Raw genomic sequence first — 12,754 nt, 5'->3', positions numbered from 1 at the left:
CAGAGTGACATGTTAGTTGTAAAGAGATGATTGCAGGCTGAGCACTATACGATTGTCGCGCAGGAACTCCCTCAACCGGCATGTCTTGCTGTCGGCCCATTTGCTCGCACCAGCGCCATCAGCATCGGCCCGATCGCAAACTCGCCTCTTTCGGTCCTGCGGGTGAGATCTCTGAGATAACCACCGGGCGAATTGATATACCCTCCCCTTTCCAGAATGCAGGCGATGACGGTCGCGGCATTTTCCGGGCCCATGCCGGAGCAAGCTTCCTCATAGGCCGAGGGGCTGACGCCGAGCATCGAGCGCACCAAGACCGCGGCGGACATCAGATCTCGCCAATTGCCGATTGTTCCGCCCGGCCCATAATCGAGAATTTGTGGGCAGGCTTGGAGAACAAGTGCAAGCGGGAAGGATTTCAGACCTAGGCCGGACACCGGAGCTGCCTTGCCAACCATTCCAACCGACGGCTTGAGCGGCCTCGGCCTTTGCTCACCCGGCGGTTCGGCCATAGCCTCGTTGCTTGTCGCTGCCTTTTCGCCCTGCTTCGTTTCGAAGCGTGGTTCAAGTTCATTAATTGAGTCGGGGTTTGAATTCTGTTTGTGACGCTCAATATGAGACTCATTGGCGTCTATTTTTTTTCTTTTAATCTGCCTTTCCAGCAAGTTGACGGCTTCGTCTCGCAGTAGGCCCATCTCGTCGAGCAACGATGCCAGCGCTTCGATACTCGCGACGCGCGGGATCCTGGCGACGATCGCACGAAACATCATCGTCATCTGCTCCCAGTCGCCCGGAACCGCTTCTTCGATCGCCGTTGAAATCAGCTTGGAAATGTCTCGCCGGCAAACCGTCAGCCGTTCCCGGGTTGCTCTCAGCAGTTCCCGGTCGGCAATCGCCTGAGCGGCAAGGCCTTCGATCTCGGCCGCACGGGCAAGCAGCGGCGCGACGCTGAAGCCGAAGGCTTCGCCGATGGCGCCAGCCCTGTCGCGGCGGGCATAACGCTTTCCATTCGGGCTGTCCTTGCGCAGGATCAGGCCAGCCTCGACCAGCACGGCCAGATGCCGCCGGAGTGTGGCCGGCGTCATGCCGCGGGCGCGGAGTGAAAGCTGCACGTTCGACGGAAAAACGATCAGGCCTTTTTCCTCGGAGATCTCGTCATCGGGATAGAAGGTCAGCAGCGCGTCGAGCACCGTCAGCGCCCGATCGGTCACGCCGAGCGCCGGCCTCGCTTCGCAGATTGCCCTGAACAGCTTCCACTTGCTGCGTTTCATCCCCGGCTCGATGGTCTCGGCCAGTTGCTGGCTTGCCAGCATGCCAAGCGACATCGGCCGCCGCCCAAAGGGCGTCGTCACATATCCACTCTCCATTTGCCTTCACCTTCGTTCAGGCAAAAGAAAACCATCCACCAATTTGGTGCCTAAGACGCTTGACTGTGATTCGTGGAAATGCGATTCTCGATGTGCTTAAGATCTGAGAAGGGCTTCCACGACGCCGTCGTTGGGGGCCTTTTTCTTTTGCGCGTTACGCTCCTCTGTCCTTGTTGAACTCCTGGAACAGGCCCTTCAGCCTTTCCTGGACGAATTGATCGAAACCGGGTGCGGTCTTGCCGTCGAAAACGAAGGTTGCCCCGGACGCTGTCTTTTTGATCGTAACCGGCACGCCGCTGACCTGGGTCTTGGCAATCGCCGGCTTCGACGCCGCCGTCCGCTTGGTTGCCAGCACCAGTGCGCGCTGAAACCTCTCGTCGCTTGGAATTCTTCGAGCGTCGTCCGCGGACAACTCGACGATGATCTTCTCGATATCGGCACCTTCAAGCCGCTCGCCCAGTTCCAGCCACCGCCGGCGGCCAATATCGGGCGCCGCACCGATGGCGTTGATGAGATCAAGGGGAACCTGCCGTATCACAATCAGCATTCTCGACAGCGCCGCCTTGTCGACGCCGAGCGCCGCCATGATCACATCGCGGCCGAAGCTGCGGTCTTCGAGCCTTGAGGCGAAGAGCGCGCGTTCGATATATGAGAGATTGGTTCGGGCGCTGTTTTCCTGGCCTTGGCTGACGACCAGCTGACCATCGGTGAGGTCGCGGACGACCGCGCGCACCCTGATGCCGAGCTCCTTGGTGGCGGCCAGGCGACGATGACCGTAGGCGACCTGGTAGCGTCCCCTGGTTTCGGGATGCGGGCGGACGAGGATCGGAACCTGCTGCCCATGCTCACGGATCTGTTCGACAAGCTGTGCCAACTCGGCCGCGTCGATCGCCAATCTGTCGCTGACGAAAGACGCGTCGATCAGGCCGGTATCGAGTTCGACGATGGCCTGGCCGGCGGCGAGCTGCCGTTCCAGCTCACTCGCCCGCTCCATCTTTTCGGTAATGTTGCCGAGTGTCTTGGTAATGCCGCCGACCGGGGCCGTACTGCGCTCCTGCGGCACGAATCCAGCGATCGGGCGATTGTCGCGCGGTGCGACAGTTTCCACCCTGGCCGGGTTCGGAGCGGAGATTTCGATGAGATTCTTGCGCGCCATCTATCTACTTCCTCCCCCAGGTCGAGCGGATATGCGCCTCGATCTCGCTGTTGACGAGATTGAGCGACTCCAGCGCCCGGTCATAGGTGCCGCGGGTGAACTGCGACCGCTCAACCTCATAAAGGGTCTGCTTGGTGACACCGGCGTCGGAGACCGCCGTCGATTTCACCATCGCATTGTGAAGCATCCGATTGCCGAAGATCGCCCGCATGAAACCGGTCATCTGGCTCTGCGGCCCATCGTTCGGCTCGAACCGCGTCACCAGATAGCGCATCCAGTCATAGCTGGTGCGCCCGCCGGCCTTCTCGACCACCGACATCAATTCGCTCGTCATCGTCAGGAACTGCGACATCGACATGACATCGAGCATCTGCGGATGAACCGTGATCAGGACCGAGGTCGCTGCGCAGAGCGCCGACATCGTCAGGAAACCCAACTGCGGCGGGCAGTCGATGACAACGACGTCGTAAAGGCTTTCGATCTCCGTCAAGACCTCGCCGATGCGCGCAAAGAACATCGTCTCCGCCCTACCTGAAGACATCGCCTTCGGCGTCTCGTGCTCAAATTCCATCAGCTCGAGATTGCCTGGGATGAGATGCAGATTGGGCGTGTAGGTGGCGCGCACGATGTCGGCGATGGGGCGCGGCTGCTCGTAGCGGATTGCGCCGTAGATCGTTTCGCCCTCGCCGACGTCGAATTCCGGCTGATGGCCGAACAAGGCGGACAGGGACGCCTGCGGGTCGAGATCGACGGCGAGCACGCGGTAACCCCTCAGCGCCATGAACTGCGCCAGATGGGCCGCGGTCGTGGTCTTGCCGGAACCGCCCTTGAAGTTCATGACGGAGACGATCTGGAGCTTTTCCCCGGGCCTGCGGGCCGGGACATATTTCGGCGTTCCATTTCGCTCGTCGAGGACGCGGCGAATCCGATCCATATCGGTTGCGCTGTAGAGCCGCCGTCCGTTTGCCAGCGGATCGGGCCCGTGGCCGTCGGCAGCCACCTGCCGAAGATAACCTTCGCCGATGCCGATGAAGGCCGCAGCCTCAGCCGGCGAAAATGTTCTGATGGTCTTTTGGGATAGCGGCGGGAAGATTTTTGCCTGATGCTGCTGAAGTTGATAGGACAACTCTTTCGCGTCTGTTGCCAGAAGCGACGGGAGATGCTCTTGATCGTCCTGAAGAGCAAGACTCGGCTGCATGATCTGTTTCCCAAATAACTGCGCAATTTTGAACGAAAGCGCTTCAGTTGCGCAGTTGCTATATGCCGCGATTCGTGACCGAATTACAAATGCTTAACCAAAAGGCGGCTCGAGGCATGTCAAACGAGCGCGCGAATCTGGCGGTTTCGCAGGCCAATCGGCGGGTGATTCGCACCCTCCCGCAGTGCTGACGAGCAAGGCCGGCGGTCTCGTTATGCACATGAAATTCATTGAATTTTATGTGATGCCGCCGGCGGGACGGAAAGGCTCGGCCTGCCTATTGTCCGTCATCCTTCAGGTAGTTGCTGCCGTTGATCACCAGGAGCCCGTCGGAGGCTTTGTCCGGTTCGAATATGCTCAGGCTTTCCGTCTTGCCACTCGCGTCGGTGAGCTCCAGACGATAGCCGGAAAGCGTGTAGCGTCCGCTGGCGCCAGGCCGGTTGCCCGACGTGGTGACGCCCGATCGCGATCCGGCGATTTCGTTCGTCATCGAGGCGCCGGACCAGCCCGTGCGTTCGAACGTGCCGTTTGAATGAAGCGTCAGCGTGTGGCTGGAAGCGACCGATCCCGACGAGGTCGCGGTCATGCCGCTCGAGGCGAAGGTGGAGACCCATTCGCCGTCGAGCGTCGCGCCATCCTCAAACGGCGGCACTGCACGATGGTCATCCTCGTCGATCACCAGGTCGTCGCCCTTTTTCGAAAATGGCTTCGTCTCGATCTCGATCGTGCCGTAGGCAGAGGAGACGCTGCGCATCTCGATCGACCCGGCGGAGGAGAAGAAGCCGCCGCCGGTGAGCTTGTAAAGGCCGCAGTCGGCCGGGTCTTCCTTGCAGTGTTCGGCCATGCTCCGGCCGTCCTTCGGCAGCTCCGTACTGAACAGGCCCCTCGGATCGAACATGGTGATCTCGCTATCGGAATAGAAATCCACGCCGCCGAAGACATTCGGCCGGACACCGGTATCGAGATGGGTGAAGACGCCGTCGAGCCCGCCGTCGCCGCCTGCCGGCACAAGATCGAAATCCTTATCGGAGGGATCAAGCTTGACCGAACGCACCAGCGCCTCGAAATCGGCTTCGGCACTTTCGCTTCGGTCGCCATTCAGGTTCAAGAGCACGAGCTGCAGATAGACCTGCCGCTTGTCGCTGGCGACGCCGACGACGATCTGGCTGATGCTCACATTCTTCTGATTGATGCAGCAGCGTTCTTCCACACGGATGTCGTGGCCGTTTATCGTAATCCCGTAATGCTTGATGAGGATATCTTCCTTGGCCATGTCAGGCAACGTCGCGACGAAGGTCTTCATTCCGGCCGGGAGGGACGCGCGCGGGCTCGACAGCGGCTTGGTGATCTGGATCAGGGCACTGCCGCGCTTGTCGTCATCCGTTTCCGGAAAATCCTTCTGCAGCATGAAGAGATCGCCCTTGCCGGCCTTCCGCCAGCCGGCATCAGGCAGCGTCACCGTCAGGCCGCCGATATCGGCAGGCGCTGCCAATGCCTGGGAGGAGGACAGAAGACAGAAAAACACGAGAACGAAGCTGAAGGCTGATTTGACTTTGCCAATTCGATCGACATGCGCGCAGCCCATGCGCCGCTCTCCTCTTCCTTCGACTACCGCCGACGGGATTTGGAGCCGCGCAAAAGCTTTTCAACCCGGAGCTTCCATGAAGATTTCTCAAACTCTCGCATAGACTATGCAGGCCTCCGACTCAGGAACCGGGCGCAATCAATTTCAGCGAGGGGAAATAGCTGCGATAGCCGCCGACATCCCGCGTCAGGAGCGGCAATTGTTGCACGGCAGCGTGAGCGCCGATGAAGAAGTCGGGAAGCACGCCGGTGCGCGTCCCGCCAGCCTTGCGATATTGCGTGAACACCTTGCCCGCAAGAAACAAAGCGGGCTTGGGTATAGGCCTCATGTCGAGGCCAGCCTCTTCCACAAAAGCCTCCAGCGTCTCGATCCTTTCATATCGAACCGCAAGTTCGGCATAGATTACATCGTTGATCAGCAGCGGACCTTCGATACTCGCTGCCTCGAGCTGAGCAATAGACCAATCCGACCATTTCGGATCGTCGGTCACGAGGTCCAGGAGCACATTGGTATCGACGAGTGTCACGTATTGCCGCGTGTCAAAGCCATGATGGCTTCCGTATCGAGGCCCTCGCCAGCATGACCGCGCAGCTTCTCGAAGCGGCTGGCCGGCCGTTTCTTGTCGGCGCGCGTCAGAACCACACTGCCGTCGGCAGCACGATGAAAATCGACCTTGCTGCCTGGAACGATGCCAAGCATATCCCGCACGCGCCGGGGAATGGTCACCTGCCCTTTCGCGGTAACGGTTGTGGCCATAGCGAGCGCCTTTGTAATACTCTTTTGACAGAAAGTATTACTTCATTCGACAAATTTCAAGGCTGCCGCTAATCCGCCATCGATTGGTAGAGCCAGTCAGCTAGCGTCTGCGCCGCCACCCGCGCGGCTGCGTCCGGAAGCAATGCGTCATCGGTCAATTCGACGCCGAAATACGGGGTCGACGGGTCCGTTATCACCGGCCGCTCGTCTTCGTTCGCGGCGAGATAGATCCGTGCGACGTCATCGATACCGAACTGTTCCGGGCCGCCGATTTCAACGATCCTGCCCAAAGGCGTTGCGAGGGTCAATTCGGCCAGAAAAGCGGCGACTTCAGCGGCTGCGACCGGCCTCATCAAGGCAGGAGGCAGCCGAAAGACGTCGCCTTGCGCACCGATGTCGATCAATCCGTTTATGAACTCGTAAAACTGGGTGGAGCGGAGAATCGTGTAGGGGCGATCTGAGGCTCGGATGAGATTTTCCTGCACCATTTTCGCGCGAAAATAGTCGCTTTCCACGAGCCGGGGCGTGCCGACGACGGAGAGGGCGAGATAATGCCCGACGCCTGCCTCGGAGGCGGCGGCAAGCAAATTCTTCGTCGACGCCCTGAAGAAATCCAGTGCCGCGCTGTCACCGAACGATGCGGCGTTGGTCACATCCACGACCGCGTCGGTTCCCGCGATAGCCGCGTCAAGGCCTTTGCCGGTCACCGTATCGACGCCAAACGACAAGGACGCGTCCGTAACCTCGTGGCCCGACCGGCGCAGCCTTTCGCTGAGCCGCGTTCCGATGAGGCCGCTTGCTCCCACCACGGTGATTTTCATGTCGGCATCCTCGCGATCGATTGGATCGACAATGACCGGAAGCCCAAAACCCTTCCATCATGCGTGTGGCTCGGCGCCTTCGCCTTAGGTATAGCGGAGTAGACCTAAGGTCTAGGATGACCCACCGGAACGGCAGCGATCTCACACTTGCTCTTTCGCGCCGAGGATCCGGGCTCGGTGCAACACTACCCCTCCGCGCAATGTATGGATTTCCATGAGTTGCGGCTGTGCTTTGACGGGACTACGGTTCGCAGCATGAGCTCGCCAGCCCCGACATCAAGAACGAGTGCTGCACCAAATGCGAATGATCCCCCGGCCTTGTCTGCCCGGCAGGAATGGTGGATGACGAGCCTGTGGTCGCACCGCCCCCGCGCCCTGTATCTGGGGCTTTTCGTCGCCGCGTATGTGCTCGGCTGCGGTTTTGCCCAATCACTCGCAATCGTGCCGGGAACGGGCATTTCCATCTGGCCTCCGGGCGGGCTTTTCATTGCAACGCTCATCCTCGCCCCCAGGCGCAGCTGGCCGTGGTGGATAATGGGAGGCTGTGCGGCTGAGCTGTTCAGCAATGCCCTCTGGTTCTACAGTCCGCTGCCGGCGGCTTTTCTGATATATGTCGGCAACGCTCTTGAAGCAGTGGTCGCGGCATGGCTGGTCAATCGGGCCTTGACGCGGCCGGCCCAGCTGGAAACCTTGCAGGAGGTTCTCGCATTCGTCGTCCTGGGCGCCGGAATTGCGCCGATCGTCAGCGCGACCGTGGGAAGCGCGACGCTCGCATGGTTCGGCATCCAATCGCAATCCTTCGTGACCGCCTGGCCTCTCTGGTGGATCGGTGATGCAACCGGTGTCCTGATCGTCGCGCCGCTGGCGCTCTCCGTCTTCCATAACTGGCGCGGCAAGACCCGCCTCTCGGCGGCGCAATGGGTGGAAGCTTGCGTCCTTGGGCTGATTTTTCTCGGTGTCGCCGCTCTTTCGCTCAGCGGCTACCTTCCCTTCGCCTACATCATCATGCCGCCCCTTCTTTGGGCGGCGGTCCGCTTCGAATTCAAGGGTGCGGCCATATCGCTCGTGCTCCTGGCCCTGATCACGGCCGTCTTCACGATAACAGGCGCCGGCCAATTTGTCGGCGATGCCGAATCCCAGAAACACAAGCAGATCATGCTGCAGCTTTTCCTGGCGATCTCGGCATTTTCGGCGCTGATCGTCGCTGCCATATCCAGGCAGCATCAGCTGGCCGTGCACACATTGCGTCAAAGCATTGAGAGGTTGCGCGACAGGGAGCAAGAGCTCTCGCAGCTCGTCGATATGGTTCCGAGCCACGTCTGGCGTCTGACACCCGAGGGCGAACCAACCTTCTTCAACAGAAGGATGGTCGACTTCCTCGGCCTCGATGTCGCGGATGCGGACAGGCCCGGCATGAGCCGGCTGGAAGCGGTCATCGAGGCCGTCATTCACCCCGATGATGCAGCAGGCTTCCAGGATGCGCTCAATCATTGCCTCGTCACCGGCGAAAACTTCGCCTTGCGGTATCGGCTGCGCCGCGCCGACGGCGTCTATCACTGGATGTCGAGCCGCGCCGAACCGATGCGGGATCAGACCGGCATCATCGTCCAATGGTACGGCCTTTGCCACGACATCGACGATCAGGTCCGTGCCGAAGAGGCGGTGCGCCAAAGCGAGCGAGCGCTGCAGCAGATGATCGACGCGGTGCCGGTTCGCGTCTGGAGCGTTGAGCCGGCGAGCGGGTCGGTCTATTTCAACAAACGCTACCAGGATCATTTCCGCGCCGTCATCGCCGATTTCGACGCTCTCGGCGAGCCGCGCATCGAAGACCTGCTGCGGCAGCTGATCCATCCTGAAGACGCGCCCGACGTCCAGCGCACGCTGCGCAATTGTTTCGAAAGCGGCGGCGGTACCGCCATGCGGTTTCGCTGGCGCGAAAAGGACGACGTCTACCGCTGGGCGGAATGCCGAGTGGAACCCCGACGCGACGACGACGGAAGGGTCGTGCAATGGTACGGCGTGTCTCTCGATATCGACGAGGAGGTGCGTGCACTCGAGGCATTGCGTGAGCGCGAGCGCGAGCTCTCGCAGCTCGTCGACATGGTCCCGGCCCAGATCCGGCGGCTGACACCGACGGGAGAGCCTGTCTTCTTCAACAAACGCCTGATCGATTTCTTCGGTCTCGACGTCGGCGACATGGATAAGCCGGGCGTCAGCCGCCTGTCGGCTGTCATCAATACTCTCGTTCATCCCGACGACGCACCGAGACTGCTCCAGACGATTCACCATTCCCTCACCAGCGGCGATCCCTTCTCGATCAAATACCGCATGCGCCGTTTCGACGGAGCCTATCGCTGGGTCGACGGCCGCGCCGAGCCGCTGCGGGATCAGAACGACACGATCACGCAATGGTACGTCATCTCGGTCGATATCGATGACGAGATGCGCGCCCAGGAAGCATTGCGCGACCGGGAACGCGAGCTCTCGCAACTGGTAGACATGGTTCCGAGCCTGCTCTGGCGGCTCGATCCGGAAGGGACGCCGACCTTCTTCAACCAGCGCCTGAAGGATTTTCTTGGTCTCGACATCATTAATAGGGAAACGCCGAGGTTGAGCCGGCTTACGGACCTCATCGAGGCGGCCGTCCATCCCGACGATGCCTCCAGTCTCGCCCAAGCACTCAACCATTCTCTCGCCACCGGCGAGCGCTTCTCCAAGCAGTATCGCCTGCGACGCGCCGATGGCATCTATCGCTGGGTCAGAGGCAGCGCCGAGCCGCTGCGGGATGAGAGCGGCCGGATTGTTCAATGGTACGGTCTCTCGCACGACATCGACGATCAGCTACGTGTCGAGGAAGCGCTGCGAGAAAGAGAGCGCTCGCTCTGGCAGATCGTCGAAACGCTGCCGGCCATGATCGATTGCGCGGCTCCCGACGGAGAGCCGGTCTATCGCAACCCCCAGCTCCGCGACTTTCTCGGATATAAGCTCGAAGAGCTTGATGGAACGGGGAAAACCCGGCTGGACGGCACGCTCGACGCCGGCGTTCATCCCGACGACGTGGCGGGTGTCAAAGAGAATTATGCCCATTCATTGTCCACCGGCGAGCCCTATGCGCGCCGGCATCGCCTGCGGCGCTACGATGGCGAATATCGGTGGGTCGAGACGCGCGCTGCGCCGATGCGAAATGCCGAAGGCGTCATTGTCCAGTGGAACGTCATCTGCCTCGATGTCGACGCTGAAGTTCGGGCGGAGGAAGATCTACGCCAGGCGCGCGAGGGTCTTGCGCGGGCAAGCCAGGTGGCGAGCCTTGCCGAGCTTTCGGCCTCCATCGCTCACGAGGTGAACCAGCCGCTCGCGGCTGTCGTCGCCAACTCGCATGCCTGCCAGCGCTGGCTGATGGCCGAACCGCCGAATATGGAGCGGGCGCAGAGGACGGTCGAGCGCATCATCCGCGACGCCAACTCGGCCGCCGATGTCGTCAGCCGCATCCGCGCCCTGTTCAAACAATCCGCGGACAGGAGAGTTCATACGACGCTTTCAGGCGTCGTTAGTGAAGCACGCAACCTCATGGCCGAAGAAGCGGCTCGCCGTCGCGCCCGTATGGAAGTGGAGGTTGATGGCAACCTTCCACTCATTGCCATCGATCGCATCCAGATCCAGCAAGTTCTGATCAATCTCGTCCGCAACGGCATCGAGGCGATGGACACGGTCGACGGCGACAGGGTGATCGGGATGCGCGTGCGCCATATCGGGAATGCCATTCAGACCGAAATCAGCGATCGCGGTCAGGGTATCGAGTTCCCCGAGAAGATGTTCGAACCTTTCTTCACGACCAAGGAAAATGGCATGGGCATGGGTCTGGCGATTTGCCGCTCGATCGTCGAGCTGCACGGCGGACGATTGTGGGCAGAGAAGAACGATCCGCACGGCGCGACGTTGATCTTCACCTTGCCAATAGAAACGAAGGTGGCGTCATGACGGAAGACGACCATATTGTCTTCATCGTCGATGACGACCAACGTGTCCGGGAGGCGCTCAGCGAGCTCATGGACGCGCATGGCATGCGCGCCATCGCCTTCGAATCCGCCGGCGATTACGTGACAGCGGACAAGCCCGATGTGCCCGCCTGCCTTATCCTCGATATCGAGCTGCCCGACATCAATGGCCTCGATCTGCAGAGGCAGATTGCCGACGGCGATCATCCGCCGATCGTCTTCATTACCGGACATGGCGACATCCCGTCCTCCGTGCGTGCGATCAAAAGCGGCGCCGTGGATTTCCTGACCAAACCGTTCAGTGACGCGGATCTCCTGACGGCAATCCATGCAGCGCTCGCCGAGGATCGGGAAAAGCGATCGGGACGCGCCGAGCTCGACATGCTCAAACGACACTATCTCGACTTGACGCCGCGCGAGCGCGAAGTGCTGCCGCTCGTGGTCAGCGGTCTTCTCAACAAGCAGGCGGCAGCCGAACTCGGAATCAGCGAAGTCACGCTGCAGATCCATAGAAGAAACGTGATGCAAAAAATGGCGGCGGCGTCGCTCGCCGACCTCGTGCGGATCGCGGAGAAACTGGAAATACCGATTACCCACTCGCGCCGGGTGGGGGGGAATTGAACATGAACGAAACAAGACATGTCGTCGCCGTTGTCGATGACGATCCAAGACTGCTTGAATCGATGGGCGACCTTCTGGAATCGGCGGGTTATGTGGCCCGCGGCTTCCCATCGGCGGGCTCGCTGCTCGTCAGCGGGCTGTCGGACCTCGACCTGCTCATCACCGATATCGGAATGCCCGGCATCGACGGCTTCGAGCTTCGTGACCTGGTGAGAAAATCACGTCCCGAGTTGCCGGTGTTTCTGATTACGGGCCGCCATGAGATAGCCGATCAGGGCCGCGCTCAGGGAGGCGGCGGTTTCTTCCGCAAGCCGTTCGATGCCCAGGCCCTGCTGGCGGCTATCGCCAATGCTTTACACCAATCGAGAGATGGAGGGTAACATGAGAGTTGACCAGCCGTTGCTGCGGAGATCGGCGCCGTTATCATTGCAGGGCAGGTATGAAGAGGATCAGCCGCTCGTCATTATCGTCGATGACGACGCGTCGGTTCGCGAAGCGCTGTCGGAGTTAATCCTGTCGGCGGGTTTTCAGTCGGTCAGTTTTGCCTCGACCCGTGAATTGCTTGACGCCGATATCTTGGAAAACCCCGGCTGTCTGATCCTCGATGTGCGCATGCCCGGAGCAAGCGGCCTCCACCTGCAGAGCCAACTGGCCGAAAACGGCATTTCCAAGCCGATCATTTTTCTGACCGGCCACGGCGATATTCCGATGACCGTCCAGGCGATGAAGGCGGGTGCTGTGGATTTTCTCACTAAGCCGGTGCGGGACCAGACGCTGCTCGACGCCATCACTGCGGCCATTGCGATGGATGCAGAACGACGGGCCGAAGCCGCAATCGCCAAACGTAATGTCAAACGCGTGGAGACACTGACGCAGCGCGAACGTGAAGTTCTGCACGAAGTGGCGCGCGGACGCCTCAACAAACAGATCGCCTTCGATCTCGGCATCAGCGAAGTGACGGTCAAGCTGCATCGCAGCAACGTCATGCACAAGATGGAGGCCGCCTCGATCGGCGAACTGATCCGAGCCTGGGAGACGCTGCCGGCGCAAATGCGGCAAGCTGGCTCGCGTTAATTTTCTGCCGGGCGCTTTCCAATGGTTGAGGTATTCCGGTCTCGAACATCAGTTGCCTGTCCATTTGATGCGCCGCGTATCCGATTCGCGTTGAAAAAGACGACGCGGCGCCGGCAATGGGTTTCGCCGTCGCCCGCATGCGTTATCTCTAAATTAAAGCTCAGGGACATGACCTCATGCCCGG

Annotated in this window: 11 protein-coding genes; 4 read left to right on the top strand and 7 right to left on the bottom strand. The window is 60.5% G+C overall.

Annotated elements, in window-relative coordinates:
• Window positions 1-71 precede the first annotated feature (71 nt).
• The 7 genes from repC to OS035_RS04315 all read right to left on the bottom strand — a co-directional run bounded on the left by repC (window position 72) and on the right by OS035_RS04315 (window position 6,880).
• Complete coding sequence (gene repC, locus OS035_RS04345) at window positions 72-1,364, bottom strand: plasmid replication protein RepC (RefSeq protein ID WP_097627996.1); 1,293 nt, start codon at window positions 1,362-1,364, stop codon at window positions 72-74.
• 154 nt (window positions 1,365-1,518) lie between these two features.
• On the bottom strand, window positions 1,519-2,520 hold the full coding sequence (gene repB, locus OS035_RS04340; protein WP_097627997.1) for a plasmid partitioning protein RepB: 1,002 nt from the start codon (window positions 2,518-2,520) through the stop codon (window positions 1,519-1,521).
• Window positions 2,521-2,524: 4 nt separating this feature from the next.
• Entirely contained in the window at window positions 2,525-3,718 is a 1,194-nt protein-coding gene (gene repA / locus OS035_RS04335) for a plasmid partitioning protein RepA (protein WP_003591382.1), read from the bottom strand.
• Between the two features lie 277 nt (window positions 3,719-3,995).
• The gene (locus tag OS035_RS04330; RefSeq protein WP_331813401.1) at window positions 3,996-5,303 is read right to left on the bottom strand and encodes a hypothetical protein; all 1,308 of its coding nucleotides are present in this window, start codon (window positions 5,301-5,303) and stop codon (window positions 3,996-3,998) included.
• A gap of 121 nt (window positions 5,304-5,424) precedes the next feature.
• A complete protein-coding gene (locus tag OS035_RS04325) occupies window positions 5,425-5,829 on the bottom strand; it encodes a type II toxin-antitoxin system VapC family toxin (protein WP_097627999.1) in 405 nt (134 codons plus the stop codon).
• Entirely contained in the window at window positions 5,826-6,059 is a 234-nt protein-coding gene (locus OS035_RS04320) for an AbrB/MazE/SpoVT family DNA-binding domain-containing protein (RefSeq protein WP_097628000.1), read from the bottom strand. The genes OS035_RS04325 and OS035_RS04320 overlap by 4 nt, the downstream gene beginning before the upstream one ends.
• Before the next feature lie 68 nt (window positions 6,060-6,127).
• The gene (locus OS035_RS04315) at window positions 6,128-6,880 is read right to left on the bottom strand and encodes an SDR family oxidoreductase (protein WP_097628001.1); all 753 of its coding nucleotides are present in this window, start codon (window positions 6,878-6,880) and stop codon (window positions 6,128-6,130) included.
• A gap of 342 nt (window positions 6,881-7,222) precedes the next feature.
• Between OS035_RS04315 and OS035_RS04310 the strand changes: the two genes are divergently transcribed.
• Genes OS035_RS04310 through OS035_RS04295 form a run of 4 tightly spaced genes read left to right on the top strand, consistent with a single transcriptional unit; the run spans window position 7,223 to window position 12,570 of the window.
• On the top strand, window positions 7,223-10,858 hold the full coding sequence (locus tag OS035_RS04310) for a PAS domain-containing protein (protein ID WP_331813400.1): 3,636 nt from the start codon (window positions 7,223-7,225) through the stop codon (window positions 10,856-10,858).
• Window positions 10,855-11,496 (top strand): response regulator transcription factor, encoded by a 642-nt coding sequence (locus OS035_RS04305; RefSeq protein WP_097628003.1) that lies wholly within the window; start codon window positions 10,855-10,857, stop codon window positions 11,494-11,496. Before OS035_RS04310 ends, OS035_RS04305 begins: the two co-directional genes overlap by 4 nt.
• A 2-nt stretch (window positions 11,497-11,498) precedes the next feature.
• Complete coding sequence (locus OS035_RS04300) at window positions 11,499-11,876, top strand: response regulator (RefSeq protein WP_131710541.1); 378 nt, start codon at window positions 11,499-11,501, stop codon at window positions 11,874-11,876.
• Between the two features lies 1 nt (window position 11,877).
• Window positions 11,878-12,570 carry a response regulator transcription factor gene (locus OS035_RS04295; protein WP_097628005.1) on the top strand — a complete coding sequence of 231 codons (693 nt, stop codon included), beginning with the start codon at window positions 11,878-11,880 and terminating at the stop codon, window positions 12,568-12,570.
• Window positions 12,571-12,754: the final 184 nt, after the last annotated feature.

Origin of the sequence: Rhizobium sp. 268 (assembly GCF_036571585.1) — a bacterium.
Classification (GTDB): domain Bacteria; phylum Pseudomonadota; class Alphaproteobacteria; order Rhizobiales; family Rhizobiaceae; genus Rhizobium; species Rhizobium redzepovicii.
This window is presented reverse-complemented; position numbering and strand designations above follow the sequence as displayed.

Excerpts from the sequence above, each read along its gene's own strand:
- repC (WP_097627996.1), bottom strand. The coding sequence starts at position 1,364 with ATGGAGAGTGGATATGTGACGACGCCCTTTGGGCGGCGGCCGATGTCG.
- repB (WP_097627997.1), bottom strand. The coding sequence starts at position 2,520 with ATGGCGCGCAAGAATCTCATCGAAATCTCCGCTCCGAACCCGGCCAGG.
- repA (WP_003591382.1), bottom strand. The coding sequence starts at position 3,718 with ATGCAGCCGAGTCTTGCTCTTCAGGACGATCAAGAGCATCTCCCGTCG.
- OS035_RS04330 (WP_331813401.1), bottom strand. The coding sequence starts at position 5,303 with ATGGGCTGCGCGCATGTCGATCGAATTGGCAAAGTCAAATCAGCCTTC.
- OS035_RS04320 (WP_097628000.1), bottom strand. The coding sequence starts at position 6,059 with ATGGCCACAACCGTTACCGCGAAAGGGCAGGTGACCATTCCCCGGCGC.
- OS035_RS04315 (WP_097628001.1), bottom strand. The coding sequence starts at position 6,880 with ATGAAAATCACCGTGGTGGGAGCAAGCGGCCTCATCGGAACGCGGCTC.
- OS035_RS04310 (WP_331813400.1), top strand. The coding sequence starts at position 7,223 with ATGACGAGCCTGTGGTCGCACCGCCCCCGCGCCCTGTATCTGGGGCTT.
- OS035_RS04305 (WP_097628003.1), top strand. The coding sequence starts at position 10,855 with ATGACGGAAGACGACCATATTGTCTTCATCGTCGATGACGACCAACGT.
- OS035_RS04300 (WP_131710541.1), top strand. The coding sequence starts at position 11,499 with ATGAACGAAACAAGACATGTCGTCGCCGTTGTCGATGACGATCCAAGA.
- OS035_RS04295 (WP_097628005.1), top strand. The coding sequence starts at position 11,878 with ATGAGAGTTGACCAGCCGTTGCTGCGGAGATCGGCGCCGTTATCATTG.